This is a genomic window from Chlamydiales bacterium (assembly GCA_031292375.1).
GTDB lineage: Bacteria > Chlamydiota > Chlamydiia > Chlamydiales > VFKH01 > JARLHF01.
In genome coordinates, this window is record JARLHF010000044.1 from 1 (window position 1) to 17,263 (window position 17,263).

The window sequence follows — 17,263 nt, forward strand, 5'->3', positions numbered from 1 at the left end:
TCAAAGCCCTATTAACTTCATTGTTAATATATTTGCAGGGTTAATTGCTTATACATTACAACCCAAAAAACCAGCTTTAAATTTTAATGAACAAGAGCTTAAGTTGTTAACAATAACCTAGTTAAAAATCGAGCTGACGTTATTTACACACAAACAAGTTCAAGAATTAGCTTGTGTATAACTTTTTAGCGTGACTCATGCTTAACTTCAAGAGAAATTAATAAAAAATTTATCTTATATTAATAATAGTCAAGTACACTCGGTAAAAGTATTTATTATTAAAATTAAGGAGTTTAAGATTATGAGTAGTTTGAACAATGATATTAATCATCCAGATGTAGTTGCAGTAGCAAATTATATATTTAATCTAGATGGCGTATCTACGCTATATAATCGGTATCGTAACGTAAGTTCTGAGCAAGGTTCTCTTGAAGATTCTTTCCAAAACCGTATAAATTTTATTACTACATTAATAGTAGGATGTAATCCCTCAGTACAAAGCTCTGATCCAAGTGCTTTACAAGAAACCGTGTCATTAGACATTTCTGTTTTTACAGAAGTCTTAAATAGAATTCAAGGGATTCAGCAACAGCACTTACCTGCAACATCACAAATGCCAGAGCAACCTAGAGTTATTGAGATTGTACAACCTACATCAGATGATATTGCTGAAAGTAGTTTACAGCCTGTATTACCACGCGTTTCTGTATCTTCTGATAGTGATAAGTTGTTAATAGACAGTGCATTGCAACAGTTGCAGCAAGTGCTATCATCTTGGGAAGCACAGAGCCCTGAGAACAAGGAAGAACTGGTGGATGGTGGCATTTGGGAGCAACTCGAAGGCTTTATAAAATCGGAAAGGACAACTTTAAGATTACAGATATATAACGTCAAAAGTTTTCCAGACATTTTTAGTTTACCATGTATTCGCGACAGAATAGTGATGTTAGGTATTCGTGATAATTTAACATTGCAGTACCTGCCTGATTCCATTTGGGCATGTCCAAACTTAAAAGAGATAGACGCAAGAGGATGCCCCAATTTAGAGATTGCAGTAACGTGGTCGCAACGCAACCATATTACAATCATGGTGGATAACAATAATCAAATAGCAACGATTACAGAGCCAGTAAACAGAGCTTCTAATGTTGTATTTGATAGCGCCACAGGAGGTTTATATCGTGTACCTTTGCAACCACATTACGCATTCACTACTAGGGCAAGTAATCAAGGCAGGAGTGGTTTAGATTATATACTCCTGGATGACTTGCTAAGGCAATGGGAAGTTAAAGAGGGCGAGATAGAGGCTAAGCTGTGGAGCTCTGTTCGAAAAGGTGTTATATCATTTCAAGAGTCGGAAGAAGACAGTTTAGCTCTTGCTATAGGCGAACACAAAAGTATGCCAAATATTTTTGGAGGGCTATTCAATTTAAAACATGTAGATGTTAGTGGTAATTTAAATTTGGAATCATTGCCCGATTCTCTTTTAAAACTTTCATTGCAAAGTATAAATATAAGAGACTGTAAGAGTTTAAAGCTTTCAAAATCAGTGCTTTTGGCATTACCAATAACATGTAAAATTTATGCAGATCGTGATGTCAAAGAGTATCTTTCGGCAGAAGAAGCAAAGGATCAAGCTCTTTGTATGGAGTTAAGAGCAAATTGGTTTTTTACATCTCCTCCACAAAGCAGCTATGTTAGGTTAGGGAACTAGGATTATGAGTATCAATCCTGTCGATGCTATGCAGGTGGTGTATCGTTATTATGCGAACTGCCCAGGTCTTTTGAAAAAGTTTTCAGGGCATAAGTGTTCCTATGAGGGAGATCTGGGTTCTGTTGATTTTTTAATACAGGAAATAAGTAGAGGATCTGTTCAGCTTCTCTCAGAGTATGATATGCTGGCAGTTTGTATAGCATTTACTGAAAAGTCGCAAGTGGCGCCAAGTGCTTCTTGTTCAAAGTCGCCCTATTCAGCAAGGGGGCGCATTTGTGCAATACAGCAAGAATGTCTACCTGTGCCTGTAACAGAACAGTCAGCGTCGCTACTTACTTTTGATGCACCCCCCGTTACTATTGATAGTGATGAACCAGCTGTAGTGCTGCAGTCAGATGAAGCACTGCAGCTTTGGAAAAGAGAAATGGGTGGTAAAGTAGATAAAGAGGTGTGGAATGCTATTAAGAAAACTACAGAAATATTTACACGGTTGGAAGGGGTAAGTGTCTTGCCTCTTCAAGTAGATCGGCATACAAGCATACCAGATCTCTTTAAATTACCGCGTATTTACGATAGAGTAGAAGTATTAAATATTAGTGATAATTCAGAATTGAAATCACTGCCAGATTCTGTTCTTACACTTCCAAAATTAGAGGTAATCGATGCAAGAAGATCTCCTAATTTGAAGATTGTATTAACACATTCGCAACGCAAACGTCTTATAATCCTTGTTGATTGCGAGTCTCAAATAGTAGTTGTAAAGCCACCAAAAGCTGATCTTCCGTTTGTATTTTTTCCACAATCTGGCCTGCCCCATGCAAATATAGATATTATAAAACTGGATCAAGTGTTGAGTATTTGGAGCGGAAAAGAAATAGATATAATAGCCCCAGATTTATTGGATTCTATCCAAAGGAATGTTGTTTCATTTATAAAGTCGCAAGTAGAAAAGTTAGTTTTTGCAGTAGGGGAACATAAAAGTTTACCAGACGTTTTTGAATTACTATCTATTTCAAATAGATTAAAACATTTAGATGTTAGTGGTAACTCAGAATTAGAATCATTGCCCAACTCTCTTTTTTGTCTTTCAGCTTTACAAAGCATAGATATAAGTAGATGTCCTAAACTAAAGCTTTCAGCAGAAATGCTTTCAAGATTGCCGCCAACATTTTTCATTTATGCGGATCGTGACATAGAGTGTTTTTAAAATCATAAAAATTATTTGAATTTAAGGAGTTAAGTTGTGAGTATCCATCTTGAAAATAATGTGGTAAAGGGTTTTTGTGGAGCTACCGAAGGCCTTTATGATGTATGCTCTAATTCAGCAGAGCAAATCAGAGATGGGCGTCCTCGGGTAATTTCCCAGATATATGCACATGTAATGAACGCGCAGGGGCACGTAATACGACCTTTGGCTTCTCATCAACCTCTAGTGGTATTGCACCCAGCTACAACAGGTCCAGCAACTCTTGTTGAAAATAATGGTCATGCATTAAGTATCAATAGCACACATAGTTTACGAGTATCGCCTGCAGAATTACAAGATACCGCATCATCAGCGGGTATAGCTAACAATTTCATGGATATAGTAGATTGTTATTATAATGAGAGTATTGTTTTGAGCTTTAATAGGGTGTTAGATGCTCAAATTTCTTGCAATCTTTTAAGTCGTATTGATCCTCTAATGATGCAGATAAAAACACCTGCTTCTCGTTCAATATCACAACCACCTACATTACAGCCTTCTCCATTTGTAATGGGCCTTGCATCTGGTGTAAGTGCAGTTAATATAGAAGGCGTGCGTACAATACGACAGGAAAATCTACCTGCTTCTGATACGTTCTTGAATATAATAAGTCATTATTATAATAAGAGCGTTGGTTCGGCCCTTTATGCTGCACTTTCAGCACCATCAATGAGAATAGATCAAGTTTCAGCGGGGATAGTTGCAGTTTTAGATGCTCATGTCACTGGTGATATTTTAAATCGTATTGATTTTTTAATGACGCAAATAAATGATAATGGCCTAAACCTGCCTTTCGAGCACTTTCAGGAAATTTTGCAGATATATGCAGCTGAGTATCAAAAAAAGCCACGAGTAATAGAGGATACTTTTTGCTTAGCTGAGAGTGTAAGTCCTGTCCATTCCATGAACGAGGTAAGTTGTTATAACAGCAATATTTTTTCAGATCTTAATGCTGCACTATTAAAAGATAATTATGGTTTTGATGATCTTTTAAGTCGCATGAATTCTTTAATGATGCAAATAGATGCTACGTCTTTTAATCCTCTTTGTGAGGACTCTCGGAAAATTTTTCAAGCGCGTGCAAATGCATTTTACGCAAAACTGCAAATAAAGATAAGCGTTTCCCGTTTAACATCACTGCTACGTGCATTACAACTTCCTTCAGTTAGTCTTGCATCTAGTATTGGCACAGCTAATACAGAAAAGCACTTGTGTGCAATGCAGCAAGAAGATCTGTCTGTAACGGAGCAGCTACCTGCTTCTGTTGCATCTCTTGTTGCTGTTGGTAGTGATGAACCAGCTGCTTTGCTGCAGCTTTGGAAACAAGAAATGGGTGGTAAAGTAGATGAAGAAGTATGGAATGCTATTAAGAAAACCACAGAAATATTTACACGGTTGGAAGGGGTAAGTGTCTTGCCTCTTCAAGTAGGTCGGCATACAAGCATACCAGATCTCTTTAAATTACAGTGTATTTGCGATAGAGTAGAAGTATTAAATATTAGTGGTAATTCAGAATTGAAATCACTGCCAGATTCTGTTCTTGCACTTCCAAAATTACAGGAAATAAATGCAAAAGGATGCCCTAATCTGAAGATTGTATTAACACATTCGCAACGCGCTCGCCTCATAATTCATGTTGATCGTGAGTCTCAAGTAGTTGTGGAATCACTAAGAACTGGGTCTTAGTTTTATTGAATTTAAGAGGGTAGCGTTGTGAGTATCAATCCTGCAAATGGTGCAGTAAAGAGTTTTTGTGGAGCTTTCGAAGGCCTTTATGATGCATGCTCTATTGATAGTATATCCAAGGATTGTGTTGGCTATGCCTGTTTCTCAGAGGAACAAATCAGGAATGGGTGTGTACGGAGTTTTCCCAGATGTTCTCCGGTAAGTTTCCAAGAAGATGTAACGAGTACTGGGCTGCAAGTAACACAACTTTTGGTCTCTCATAAACCTTCAGTGGCATTGCAACTGGTTGTAATAGATCAGAGTGTACTGGAAAATAAAATAGTTAAAGCTATGGATGCCCATACTAACGATTCCAGAGATATAATAGCTCATATCTCTAATGAGCTTTTAAGTCGTATATTACAACTTCCTTTGGTTACGATGGGCCTTGCATCTGGTATAGGCGATATGGAAGAGAGTGAATGTACAATAGAAGATCTGTCTGTAATAGAGCAGCCTCCTCCAGTTGCAATGGATTTTGCATCTGGTACAGGCAATACAGAATAGAGCATTTAGATTAATAATTAAAAATTATTTGAATTTAAGGAGTTAAGTTATGAGTTTTGATCCTATGAGTGTAGTAAATCATTATTATAGTAATATCGATAATCTTTATCAGTCATACCTTGGTGATGCGGTATCTAAGGATGAGGTTGGTTATACCTATTTTTTAATGGTACAAATTAGAGAGGGGCGTATACCACAGGCTTCTCCTGAGCATTTTCAGGCAGTTTCCCAGGCATATACAAATGCAGTGCATGCGCAGCAGCAAGCGGCAGCGAGCGCTTCTTGCTCTACTTCGGGATATGTAGCTGCTGTGCAGCAACCATCTTTTTTAGCTTCTGCAATAGGGAATGTGGGGGTAGGAAGTTTAGCCATCACGCCTCAACCATTACAGTCCTCAGCCCCATATCAAGCCCCGATAATATCGCAGCCAGCTACATTACCGCCTTTAGCTATGCAACAACCAGCTACATCATCGACCATGGGAATTGCGAATCTTGCATCATTTGGTGTAGGGGGGGCTAGTACATCAAGACTTGTCATTTCAGAACCTCGAGTTGCTAGTAGGGATAAAGATCTACTTAAAAAGCGCTATGATGGTTTAACAAAAGCTTTGCCAACATTGCCCTTAACCTATCCAACTATGCACGAAGGAAAGGTTATAATGCTTCCTAGTTCTGTGGAAAGTCATTTTACGCATGCCTATGCTAGATATATAGAGATTGTACAACGTACTCATGCGCAAACAAGAGAAATAGTAGATGCTTGGGCGCGCAGTATAGGGGACGCAATGTTTTTGCCAATAGCTGTTAAAAGCAGTATTGAGAAATTTGCAATTTCAGATAAGAACATGTTGCACCTTGATGTAGACGAGGCTCCAAGCTTACCAGATCTTTTTAATTTATCTATTTTTGAAAGATTAGAAATATTGTTTGTTAGTGGTAGTAAGGGATTGCAATCATTGCCAAACTCCATTTTAAACCTGCCAAATTTGCGCATTTTGGTTATGCATCAATGTCCTAATCTAAAGCTTTCAGCTTCTATGCTTTTGCAGTTGCCAAAGGAGTGTGTTATCTATGCCGACGAAGACATCTCCTGTCATATTCAAGAACCGCAACTTGGCGAAGAGATTTTAGCGCAATTACAAGCAGATTGCTGGTATGCTTATACAGAGTATAACCCACAAGAGCACTGCCATAAGGCTAGGCGTTCTACTTCGACAAAGCCTCCTGAGGACTTTAGTTCGACTGTATTTAATCGTTGGCGCAAATCAGTGTAGATAGAAAGCTCGCATGATTTGCCAGCGCAAAGAGGGCTCTTTTATGATGTAAGAGAGGATTTTTGTAGAAGAAATTTTGGAAAATAAGAGAATTTCTTTATCTGTTAAGCGAAATAAGATGGCATTTACTGTTTTTTCTTCTTTGAAGATCTGCATTAATGCCATCTTGGCTTTGTTGTAAGCGTTTTTACATTTTATGCTTCTTATAAGGGCAAAACTTACTAAGCCAAGGGGTAAAAGCATTGGCTCAAGAAATCCAAAAAATAGAAAAATACAAGAGAGCCAAAGCGTTCCAAGAAAAAGATAAGCTTCCATGGGGGATCTGAGAAGTGTTCCTAAAAAGGCACGATAAGACTTGTTGGATGTTTTATAGGCAAAAAATTCTTCAAAAATAGGCTCTGAAAAGGCCGATCTTGTTGCATGGATCATTTCGTGCGCAAGTAACTCCTTTTCATGATAGATTCCAAGAAGGCATTTCTTTTTTTTAAAAGAGGATCTTAAATGAATAAGAGGAAGGCCCTCTTTAGTAATCCAAGTAGCCCCCCCTTCAAAGAACATAAGACCCTTATTAGAGTAGAAAGCAGGAAGCCAATCAGGTCTTATATCATAGAGTTGTTCTGTAATAGTTAAAGCTTCTTCAAAAGAATTACCCTCGATGGGTAGTGCTTCTTTTTTTTCTGTTAATTCTTTTTTTAAAAGAAGAGTTGTAGAAACACGGTTTTTAAATGTTTCAGCATTTTCTGAGGGACCTGGTATGAGTCCTCTTTTATTTAGATCTAAATATTCTAATTGCATTTTTTCTTTAAGGTTTTCATGATAACGGCTCCTTATTGTACAGTTATTGGATTTTTTTTGAACGAATTAGAAGCTCTTGTTGCATTGACACATATACCTTTACTTGGTCCTGTTAAGATCCGTGAATTAGTTAAGAAGTTTGGATCTGCTTCTGGTGTATTTCAAGCATCTTATAATGAATGGATGCAGCTTCCAGGGTTTGGCCCCAATGTTTGCGCAAAGATAGAAGAGGGGCCAAAGAAAGAAAATGTAGAGAGGGATTTAGAGCTTTCAAAAAAGATGGGGTTGACTCTTTTATCCTTTCAAGATGCAAGATACCCAAAGCGCCTCTTACAGTTGCATGATGCGCCAGCTCTTCTTTATATAAAGGGTGAATTTCTTGAAGAGGATGATAGGAATATAGCTGTTGTTGGGACAAGAAACCATACAATTTATGGCGCTGAGACGGCAGAAAAAATTGCAAGAGAGCTTACTGATTATGGCTTTTCTGTTACAAGTGGCCTTGCAAGAGGAATTGATACAAGCGCTCATAGAGGGGCTTTAGAGAGGGGAAGAACGATAGCAGTTATTGGATCTGGGCTTGCGCATATTTATCCTACAGAAAATGTGCAGCTTGCAAGAAAAATTAGTGAAAAGGGCGTACTTATCAGTGAATATCCTACATTTTTTCCTCCTGCCAAAGAGCATTTCCCAAGGCGCAACCGTATTGTGAGCGCTATGAGTCTTGCATCTGTTTTGATAGAAGCTCCTATAAAGAGTGGTGCAATGATTACAATGAATTTGGCATATGATCAGAAAAGATCTCTTTTTGCGCTCCCAGGAAGGGTAGATGATGAAAATTTTAAAGGAAATCATCATCTAATTAAGCAAGGAAAAGCAAAACTCATTGAGGGAGCAGAAGATATTGCTCTTGCTTTTGGTTGTTTTAAACCCGTAAAAGAAAGAATATTGCGGACAGAAGTAAATGGTGAAGAAAAGACTCTTTTGCAACAAATGCCTTTGCAAGAAATCTCTATAGAAGAGCTTGCATTAAAAACAAATTTTAATATTTCCAAATTAAATGTCCTATTAATGGGATTAGTGTTAAAGAATATAATAAAAGAATTTCCTGGTAAAATTTATAAAGTACGAGAGCCGTTGAATGGGTAAAAAATTAATCATTGTGGAATCTCCCACAAAAATTAAGACATTAAAAAAATTTCTTGGTCCTGACTACATATTTGAGTCTTCGCTTGGTCACATCAGAGACTTGCCTGTAAAAGGGTTTGGTATCGATGTTGAAAATGACTTTGAGCCAGAATATGTGACAATGCCAGAGAAGAGGGATGTGATTGAAAAGCTCAAGAAAGCAGCAAAGCTTTGTGACACTGTATACCTCTCTCCAGACCCTGATAGAGAGGGAGAGGCAATTGCATGGCACATTGCATCCATTTTGCCAAAAAATACAAATATAAAAAGAGCCTCTTTTAATGCGATTACCAAAGAGTCTGTCTTAAATGCTCTTGCTCATCCAACTCAAATTGATACAGCTCTTGTGAATGCGCAACAAGCAAGACGCCTTCTTGATCGTATTGTAGGTTATAAAATCTCTCCTCTTTTGAATAGAAGAGTGCAGAGAGGAAAGGGTGCAAGTGGTGGCTTTGTTTCTGCTGGAAGAGTGCAATCTGTTGCTTTAAAACTCGTTGTAGATCGAGAAAAGGAAATAGAAGCCTTTAAGCCAGTTGAATACTGGAATATTACAGCGCTTTTGAAAACAGGTAAGGAGGAGCGCGCCTTTACAGCTTATCTTCATTCTGTCGATGGCAGGCGTGTAGAAAAAGAAGCTGTCGATGGAAAAGATTACTACCTTATTTCTAGTAAGGATAAAGCAGAACATTTACTTCAAAAGCTTCATGGAGCAACTTATACAGTTACACGTGTTGAAAAGAAAGAAAAGAAGAGAAACCCTGTTCCTCCTTTCATTACATCTACTTTGCAGCAAGAAGCAAGTAGGCACCATGGCTTTTCTTCTTCTAGAACAATGAAGATTGCTCAAGAGCTTTATGAAGGTATTGATATGGGTGAAGAGGGGGAAGAGGGGTTAATTACCTACATGCGTACAGATTCTGTGCGCTTATCTCCAGAGGCTTTGCAAGAGGCTCGTAGTTATATCTTAGAGCGTTTTGGTAAAGAGTATTTGCCAGAAGATGCAAAAGTGTATGCAAGTAAAAAGAGCGCGCAAGATGCACACGAAGCTATTCGTCCAACAAATTTGAACCATCCTCCAGAAAAAATTCGTAAATTTTTAACTAAAGATCAATTTCATTTGTATGATTTGATTTGGAAGCGCTTTATTGCCTCCCAAATGATGCCAGCAGTTTATGATACAGTCTCTGCCGATGTTGAAACGGATAAGGATATGTTATTTAGAGCAACTGGCTCTACGATGAAGTTTGCTGGGTTTTTAGCCGTTTATGAAGAGAAGGAGGATGAGGATAGTAAAGATGAAGAAAATAAGACGCTGCCTCCTCTTGTAGATAACCAAAAATTGCATCTTCAAGATATCTTATCGGAACAATCTTTTACAAAGCCGCCTCCTCGCTTTTCTGAGGCATCCCTTATCAAAGAATTAGAAAAATTAGGTATTGGAAGGCCCTCTACCTATACGGCTATCATGAACAAGATACAGAGCCGTGATTACACGGTGAAGGAAAATCAGAGGCTTAAGCCAACAGATCTTGGTAGAGTAATTGCAGAGATGTTGGAAGCTAATTTTCAACAAGTGATGAATATTGGATTTACTGCCGAAATGGAGAATGATTTAGAGCGCGTTGCAGATAAGGAAAAAGATTGGAAGGCTTTGATTCGTGATTTTTGGGCTGTTTTTATTCCAACGATTGAGCTTGCTGAGAAGGAAGCTTTTGTGCCAAAGGTAATGACCGACATCGATTGTCCAAAATGTGGTTCAAAGTTACAAAAAATATGGGCGCATTCTAAGTACTTTTATGGATGCTCTCGTTATCCAGATTGTGATTACTCAGCAACAGCTGAAGAGCTTACCTTCAATAAACAAGATTATGCAGAGGATTTTAATTGGGAACAGCCATGTCCCGTGTGTACATCCCCTATGAAGCTTCGGCATGGTAGGTATGGCGCTTTTCTTGGTTGTACGCGTTATCCAGAATGTAAGGGAATTGTTAATATTCCTAAAAAAGGAGAAGCGCTCATTGCAGAGTCAGACCTTCCTAAGTGCCCTGCAATTGGGTGCCCAGGACACATTGTAGCAAGAAAGTCGCGCTTTGGAAAAATTTTCTTTTCTTGCTCTACTTTTCCAGAGTGTGACGTGATTGCTAACTCTTTGGAATTATTAGAATCTAAGTATCAGAATTATGAAAGAACTCCTTATGTTAAAAAGGAGAAAAAGGGATTTGCAAAAAAAACAAAAACTGCTTCAAAGGCCTCTATAACAAAGTCTAGTGCGACTAAATCTAAAGCAACTAAAACGGGCGTAAAAAAAGTTGCAAAGAAATCAGATGTAGAAAAACCTAAAAAGGTGCGTGTCATGCCATCTCTTGCATTGTCTGCTGATCTTGCAAAAATTGTTGGGTCTAGTGAGATGCCAAGACAAGAAGTTTTAAAAAAATTGTGGGAATACATTAAAAAACACAATTTGCAAGATTCCTCTAATAAAAGGCAAATTAACCCTGACAAGGCATTGAGCGGTCTATTTAGTTCTTCAGAGCCTATAGATATGTTTAAGCTTCCCGGATTAATTTCTTCGCATATGAAAAAAATTGAGTAAATTTACTTGAAATAAATTGCACCATTTGTGAAGATCCCAGTAATTTCACAAACAACCTTAAAAAGGCGTCTTTTATGAAAAAAACATTATTAGCACTTTGTGCAGCACTTGGATTCTTACTTCCATGTGTAGCTTCAGCTCAGTATTCAAATGCTGGCTGTGGTCCATGCTCACCACCACCATTCCTAGAACAAAGTCCTCCATGTGACCCATGGTACCTGTTTGCAGGTGTTGTTCATACAGGTCTTTTCCAAGATCGTTATGATGCAACTAGATCTGGTGCTACTTTGTATAGCAATGATCGCACAAATAATTTGGGCTGGCAAGTATTCCTTGGATACAAGTTCATTCCTTGTTTTGGTCTAGAGCTTGGATATGTTGATCTTAGCAAACAACGTGCGGGTGAGCATATTCCTGATGACACAGCGTTTAACTTAGTTAACGGTCACTATCGTGATTATGTAGTACCTCTTCGTGGAAACTTCTCATTGAATTTCTGTGATTTGTCACTATCTGCATTGTTTGGCGTTCACTACTACAATTCACATGGAAAACTTTCAAGCGTGGATGGAACTACAACAATTTCTCGCTTTAAATCTGGAATGGATTTTAACTTCGGTGCAGCTATCGAGTACAGATTCGTTGAATGGCTTGGTCTTCGCTTAGATATGTCTCGCTACTATATCAAGCATTATGATGATCAATCTTCAGATTATACAGATGCAGTTACTGCTAACTTAGTAACTTATTTTTAATTAGTTACTTCATATTACAAAGCTGCCTAAAGTTCTTTTAGGCAGCTTTATTTGTCCCCTAAAGTTAAAATTAAGGCGTTTCCTATGAAAAAAACTCTGCTTACGTTTTGCGCGGCATTTGTATGCTTGCTTCCATGTGTAGCTTCAGCACAGTATTTAGACTCTACCAATTCTTCTTGCAATCCATGCTCTGCACCTTGTGCTTCAGAATGCATCCCATGTGCAGCACCATGCGAAACTATATGTGACCCATGGTATTTATTTGCAGGGGTTGTTCATACAGGTTTATTTAATGATCGCTACAATGTTCCTTTATATAACACTGATCATGTAAGAATCGGTACGCTTCCCGATAATCGCTCAAACAATTGGGGCTGGCAAGTTTTTCTTGGATACAGATTTATTCCTTGTTTTGCACTAGAACTTGGATATGTCGATCTTAGTAAACAACGTGCAGCTGAGCAAGTTCCCGATGAATCAGATGTATTGCTTACTGGTCACTACCGTGACTACGTAGTGCCTCTTCGCGCTAACCTTTCAATGCATTTCTGTGATTTGTCATTGTCTGCGTTGTTTGGAATTCATTATTACAATTCTCATGGTTCACTTTCTAATGTAGCTGGAACAGAAACAATTTCTCGTTTTAAATCAGGAATGGATTTCAACGTGGGAGCAGCTATTGAATACAGATTTGTTGAATGGCTTGCCTTACGTGTAGATATGGCTCGTTATTATGTTAAACACTATGATGCCAAGTCTTCTGACTATACAGATGCAGTATCTGCTAACTTAGTAACTTACTTCTAATTTTAGTAGACACTTGCAAGTTTTCCTGGAGACAGAAAAGCTTGCAAGTGTCTTTCTTATTCAGATATATATTTCTCTGTGCTCCCTGCGGGCTTCTTTCAGTACAGATTAAATTAACTGCAGTGCTCACAGAGAGTACAGAGGATATATTTTGATAACCTGAGGAGTGTTTCATGAAAAACGTTTTGTTTACACTTGGTATAGCAGCTGCGTCCTTATTTTCATCTATAGCTTCAGCTCAATATTTAGATGATTCTTCTTCTTGTAACTCATGGTATCTATTTGGAGGTGTTGTTCATACAGGTCTTTTTCAAGATGGCTATGATGCAACTAGATCAAGCATCATATTGGGTGACAATGATCGCGTAAATAATCTGGGCTGGCAAGTATTTCTTGGATATAAATTTATTCCCTGTTTTGGTCTCGAGCTTGGGTATGTAGATCTTGCTAAGCAACGCACAGGGGAGCATATTCCTGATGATGCAGACTTTAACGTAGTTACGGGTCATTATCGTGATTATGTAGTACCTTTGCGCGGTAGTCTCTCCATGCATTTTTGTGATTTATCTCTATCTGCGCTGTTTGGTGTTCATTATTACAATTCTCACGGATCTCTTTCTAGTGTGAATGGTGTTACGGTAATTTCTCGCTTTAAATCAGGAATGGATTTTAATTTTGGTGCAGCTATTGAATACAAGTTTATTGAGTGGCTTGGTCTTCGATTAGATCTATCTCGCTACTATATTAAGCATTATGATGATCAAGCCTCAGATTATACAGATGCGCTTACAGCTAACCTAGTGACGTACTTTTAATATGAAAAGAATTATATCCGTGTTTTATGCTATAGCAGTGTGTTTGTTATCGTGGGTAGCCTCGGTTGAGGCGTACCCTGTATGTTCATTTAATTCTTGCGAAGTGCAATGCAACTCTTCTTGTGATCCTTGGTACGTGTTTGCAGGCATTGTACATACAGGTCTGTTTGATGATCGTTATAGGACATCTGAGGTGACAGTAGGTCTTGGTACTCCTTTTTTACCGACTGAGGGTGCTGATCATTCAAATAGTTTGGGCTGGCAAGCTTTTCTTGGGTATGAGTTTATCCCTTGGTTTGGACTGGAGCTTGGATATGTTGACTTAAATAAACAGCGTGTAGGTGAGCGGATTCTGGATGGTGTTTTAGTATGCAAGGGTCATTATCGTAATTATGTAGTGCCTTTACGAAGTAGATTCTCAGTGCATTTTGGAGGCTTGTCTTTATCTTTGCTTGCCGGTATACATTACTACCACTCTAAAGGATCGCTTTCAAGCCCTCCATTAGTAGTTGAACTTCTTGGTTCGGCACCCGGTTATATAACCATTTCTCGTAATAAGGCTGGAATGGATTTTAATGTAGGGGCTGTTATCGAATATAAATTTATCGATTGGCTCGGACTGCGCATAGATGCAACTCGCTATTATATTAAGCGCTATGACCCATCTGTTTCTCCATATACAGATGCTCTTTCAGCAAACCTTGTAACTTATTTCTGACTATCAGATTCTTCTGGAAAATAAGTTTTTCCTTCAATTGCAGCAATTCTTTTTTCAATAGGAGGGTGAGTTGCAAAGAGCATGTTCCAAAAAGATCTGTCATCAAAATAAAGATGAGAGTAAGCAATGCCCGATTTTGGCATATCTCTTACCTCTGCTTGATTAATCTTTTTTAGAGCTCCTGCAAGGCCATTTGGATTTCTTGTGTATTGAACGGCGCAAGCGTCTGCTAAATATTCGCGTTCTCTACTGATAAAGCTCTTAAGGACAGATCCTGCAAACCAAGTAATAAGACCTGCAACGATAAAGATGAGTCCTGCAAGGGCGATGAGCTGACCACTATTGCCACCACCCCCTCGTTGATCATTGTCTCCACCGCGAACAAAAAATGAGCCTTCTAAAAGGCGTATGCCAATATAAAAAATGATAAAAAAACCCATTACCATGGCAGCAAGCCTGGTACTTACTTTCATATCTCCATTATGTAAATGACCAAATTCGTGAGCAATAACGCCTTGAAGCTCATCGCGATTGAGGCTCATGAGTGCTCCTCGAGTTACAGCGATTGCAGCTTTTTCCTTTTTAAGACCTGCTGCAAAGGCATTAATTTGTCTGCATTCGATGATAAAGATTTCGGGTGTGGGAACAGAAGATGCGATAGCTATTTCTTCGACAATATTTCTTAGTTGCTGCTCTTTTAGGTCGCGTGTATCGGAAAAGACTTCTCTTCCTCCTGCTGCCTCTGCAACATATCTTCCCCCATATAAGCTAAAAGAAAAGTACTGAAAACCTGCTGTTAAAAATGTAATGCCTAAAAAGATAAGGCCAAAGTAGGGGTAGGGTGGATTGTAATTTTCTCCAGCGAAATAGCGAAGAGCAACTTCTGCAAGTATGGCTACAATAAAAGTTAAAATGATAAAGGCCGTAATAAAAAGCCCTGTCCTTGCTTTAGCTTTTTTTTGCGCTTCCCAAAAGTTCATTGCCATATTAGAACTTCACTTTGACAGCTTTTCTTGCCTCTTCTGCATCTACAGTGAATTGATCTGTTTGTTTATGCCCAAAAGCTGCTGCAAAAAGTACTGCTGGAAATTGCTGCTGGCTTATGTTATAGATCATAACGCAGTCGTTATAAGCTTGTCTTGAGAAGGCTACCTTATTTTCTGTGGAACTTAGTTCTTCTTGTAATTTTTGCATGGTTTCGCTTGCTTTTAATTGAGGATAGTTTTCTGCAAGAGCAAAAATCTGCCCTACAGATCCTTTTAGAGTACTCTCTGCAGCAATAAGTTCTTTCATGGAGCCTTCAGTAGGGCCGCCACTTTTACTTAGCTTGTCAAGAGCTCCTGCTGCAGTATTGCGAGCATTAATTACAGCTTCTAGTGTAGATCTCTCATAAGTCATGTATCCTTTGACAGTCTCAATGAGGTTGGGGATTAGGTCGTAGCGCCTTTGTAGTTGTACATCGATTTGGCTCCAAGCATTTTTTACTTGGTTTTTAAGAGATACAAGTCTGTTATAAAGACCCCAAATCCAAAGTACAATAATAACAATGATGGCAAGAATGATGATAAGTGCAATCATTTTTAGTTCCTATTTTAAAGTTTTTGCATGACTAATCGCACAGTATCAGATTGAACATCAAATATGCAATAAAAAGACGCTTTGACTAAATTCTTTGCAAAATATTAATATTTGTAAGTTATAACGATGCTTGTTACCCAAAGGAGTTGTAAAATGTGTTGTGGTCCTGCTGCGATTCAATCGCCCTCAATGTCTTCTCAAGTACCGTTCTTCATTTTTCAGAGAGAAGATAACTTATGTGAATGGATTTGTAAATTAGTTCTACTGGTTTTTCAGAGATTTCGTAGCGTTGAAACGATTAATGCATACTTACCTAACCTTTCTGAAAAAAATATTCAATGGTTATCAAAAGCACAGATTCAAGCAATTTCTATAACGCGTATTAGTAATGAACTAAGTCGAGAATTTCTTCAAAAATTTCTGCCAACGCAAGTGGCAAACGATTTTACAGAAGAGCAAAGAAAAGCTTATTTTGAAAAATGTAACAATCAGCAGCCTCATGACCCAACTTTTTTTGAAAATAGTATAGAAGTTCTATTAAAGTTTTTTAGTAAAATTGATGTTTCAGAGGTTGATGAAAATATGCTATCTCGTTACTGGGATGCAGTGATTCAAAGGTGTTTTAATTGCAAAAAAAATCTTTTAAAAATACGTGATGCACACACTTTTAAATACATGAGTCAAGATATGCAAAGTCGCTACTTTAACGCATTAATTGAACGAAATATGGTTCATCAAGCTTTATTTAAGCCATTTGGAGATAGTGTAAGACTTGACAAAGAATTGTTAGATCAAATGAAAAAATGCACTAGTTTTAATTTTTCCAGAGTGTTAGATCAGATAGAATGGGGTAAAGTAAATTGGAGTAAGGCTTTATGTAATAGGAAGGATTATTCATGGTTGCTAGATGAAAAATATGAATCTGCTAACTTTATGGAGATGAGCAAAGAAGATCGATTAAAACTTTTTACTTCGGGGGCTGCAGAGCTATTTAGGCAAGAGATAAGAGATCGTTATGTTGTTGAGCTATTGCGTTATAATGAAGCTTATCAACTTGTTTTTAGCCAAGATGGAAAAGAATTTAATCAATGGCTTCTAGATGTAATTAAAAACTATCCTAAGATGATTTTAAGCGATGTATTACAAAAAATAAGCCTAGAGGGTATTGATCCAGAGCACATAAGAGTTCTTTATAGTTATGGTGATGATGGAAAGGAATGCGTCTGGAGTGATGAGCAGATGAAAACTTTTATTAAAAATTCAGAGTATTTTAGGGCGCTTTTGAATAATCGTACATTTGTTCTTCGAGTGATGATGCTTGAGCCTACTCGTAAATATACTGACTTACTTACTCTGGTTCAGTATAGAGCCCTTAATCAAAAAATTTGATAGATTGGATAGTGTAACAGCAATTAGGAGCGGGATGTTTTACGAAAGAAAATAGGAAATTATAAGAAAATTCTTCTCATAGAAATGACATGTTAACGTAAAATGCAAAAAATTATTATGTATATTTTGTGATAGCGTTTTCAACGAGTACGTTGCA

Annotated in this window: 15 protein-coding genes; 12 read left to right on the forward strand and 3 right to left on the reverse strand. The window is 37.9% G+C overall.

The genetic code is table 11. From position 1 onward, the window contains the following. Positions 1 to 301 precede the first annotated feature (301 nt). From P4L16_05545 to P4L16_05565, 5 genes are read left to right on the forward strand one after another with little or no spacing between them, the layout of a single operon-like run. Positions 302 to 1,714 (forward strand): hypothetical protein, encoded by a 1,413-nt coding sequence (locus tag P4L16_05545; protein MDR3624584.1) that lies wholly within the window; start codon positions 302 to 304, stop codon positions 1,712 to 1,714. Positions 1,715 to 1,718: 4 nt separating this feature from the next. Beyond that, positions 1,719 to 2,921, forward strand: a complete 1,203-nt coding sequence (locus P4L16_05550) for a hypothetical protein (GenBank protein MDR3624585.1) — start codon at positions 1,719 to 1,721, stop codon at positions 2,919 to 2,921. A 36-nt stretch (positions 2,922 to 2,957) separates the two neighbouring features. Continuing rightward, positions 2,958 to 4,646: a hypothetical protein gene (locus tag P4L16_05555; GenBank protein MDR3624586.1), complete on the forward strand. Its 1,689-nt coding sequence runs from the start codon at positions 2,958 to 2,960 to the stop codon at positions 4,644 to 4,646. A gap of 27 nt (positions 4,647 to 4,673) precedes the next feature. Further along, positions 4,674 to 5,192, forward strand: a complete 519-nt coding sequence (locus tag P4L16_05560) for a hypothetical protein (protein MDR3624587.1) — start codon at positions 4,674 to 4,676, stop codon at positions 5,190 to 5,192. A gap of 49 nt (positions 5,193 to 5,241) precedes the next feature. Next, the gene (locus P4L16_05565; protein ID MDR3624588.1) at positions 5,242 to 6,468 is read left to right on the forward strand and encodes a hypothetical protein; all 1,227 of its coding nucleotides are present in this window, start codon (positions 5,242 to 5,244) and stop codon (positions 6,466 to 6,468) included. Here P4L16_05565 and P4L16_05570 read toward each other — a convergent pair. Beyond that, positions 6,460 to 7,263: a hypothetical protein gene (locus tag P4L16_05570; protein ID MDR3624589.1), complete on the reverse strand. Its 804-nt coding sequence runs from the start codon at positions 7,261 to 7,263 to the stop codon at positions 6,460 to 6,462. The genes P4L16_05565 and P4L16_05570 overlap by 9 nt on opposite strands. A gap of 57 nt (positions 7,264 to 7,320) precedes the next feature. Here P4L16_05570 and dprA point away from each other — a divergent pair, with 57 nt between their 5' ends. The 6 genes from dprA (at position 7,321) to P4L16_05600 (ending at position 14,139) form a co-directional block, all read left to right on the forward strand. Continuing rightward, positions 7,321 to 8,412, forward strand: a complete 1,092-nt coding sequence (dprA, locus tag P4L16_05575; GenBank protein MDR3624590.1) for a DNA-processing protein DprA — start codon at positions 7,321 to 7,323, stop codon at positions 8,410 to 8,412. After that, positions 8,405 to 11,044, forward strand: a complete 2,640-nt coding sequence (gene topA / locus P4L16_05580; protein MDR3624591.1) for a type I DNA topoisomerase — start codon at positions 8,405 to 8,407, stop codon at positions 11,042 to 11,044. The genes dprA and topA overlap by 8 nt, the downstream gene beginning before the upstream one ends. A gap of 74 nt (positions 11,045 to 11,118) precedes the next feature. Continuing rightward, the gene (locus P4L16_05585) at positions 11,119 to 11,799 is read left to right on the forward strand and encodes a hypothetical protein (protein MDR3624592.1); all 681 of its coding nucleotides are present in this window, start codon (positions 11,119 to 11,121) and stop codon (positions 11,797 to 11,799) included. A gap of 84 nt (positions 11,800 to 11,883) precedes the next feature. Beyond that, complete coding sequence (locus P4L16_05590) at positions 11,884 to 12,606, forward strand: outer membrane beta-barrel protein (protein MDR3624593.1); 723 nt, start codon at positions 11,884 to 11,886, stop codon at positions 12,604 to 12,606. Positions 12,607 to 12,779: 173 nt separating this feature from the next. Further along, positions 12,780 to 13,421, forward strand: a complete 642-nt coding sequence (locus P4L16_05595; GenBank protein ID MDR3624594.1) for an outer membrane beta-barrel protein — start codon at positions 12,780 to 12,782, stop codon at positions 13,419 to 13,421. 1 nt (position 13,422) lies between these two features. Then, complete coding sequence (locus tag P4L16_05600; GenBank protein MDR3624595.1) at positions 13,423 to 14,139, forward strand: outer membrane beta-barrel protein; 717 nt, start codon at positions 13,423 to 13,425, stop codon at positions 14,137 to 14,139. Here P4L16_05600 and P4L16_05605 read toward each other — a convergent pair. Then, positions 14,130 to 15,125 carry a M48 family metallopeptidase gene (locus P4L16_05605; protein MDR3624596.1) on the reverse strand — a complete coding sequence of 332 codons (996 nt, stop codon included), beginning with the start codon at positions 15,123 to 15,125 and terminating at the stop codon, positions 14,130 to 14,132. The two genes, P4L16_05600 and P4L16_05605, sit on opposite strands and share 10 nt — an antisense overlap. Before the next feature lies 1 nt (position 15,126). Beyond that, positions 15,127 to 15,717 (reverse strand): LemA family protein, encoded by a 591-nt coding sequence (locus P4L16_05610; protein ID MDR3624597.1) that lies wholly within the window; start codon positions 15,715 to 15,717, stop codon positions 15,127 to 15,129. 153 nt (positions 15,718 to 15,870) lie between these two features. Between P4L16_05610 and P4L16_05615 the strand changes: the two genes are divergently transcribed. Beyond that, the gene (locus P4L16_05615) at positions 15,871 to 17,106 is read left to right on the forward strand and encodes a hypothetical protein (protein ID MDR3624598.1); all 1,236 of its coding nucleotides are present in this window, start codon (positions 15,871 to 15,873) and stop codon (positions 17,104 to 17,106) included. Positions 17,107 to 17,263 lie beyond the last annotated feature (157 nt).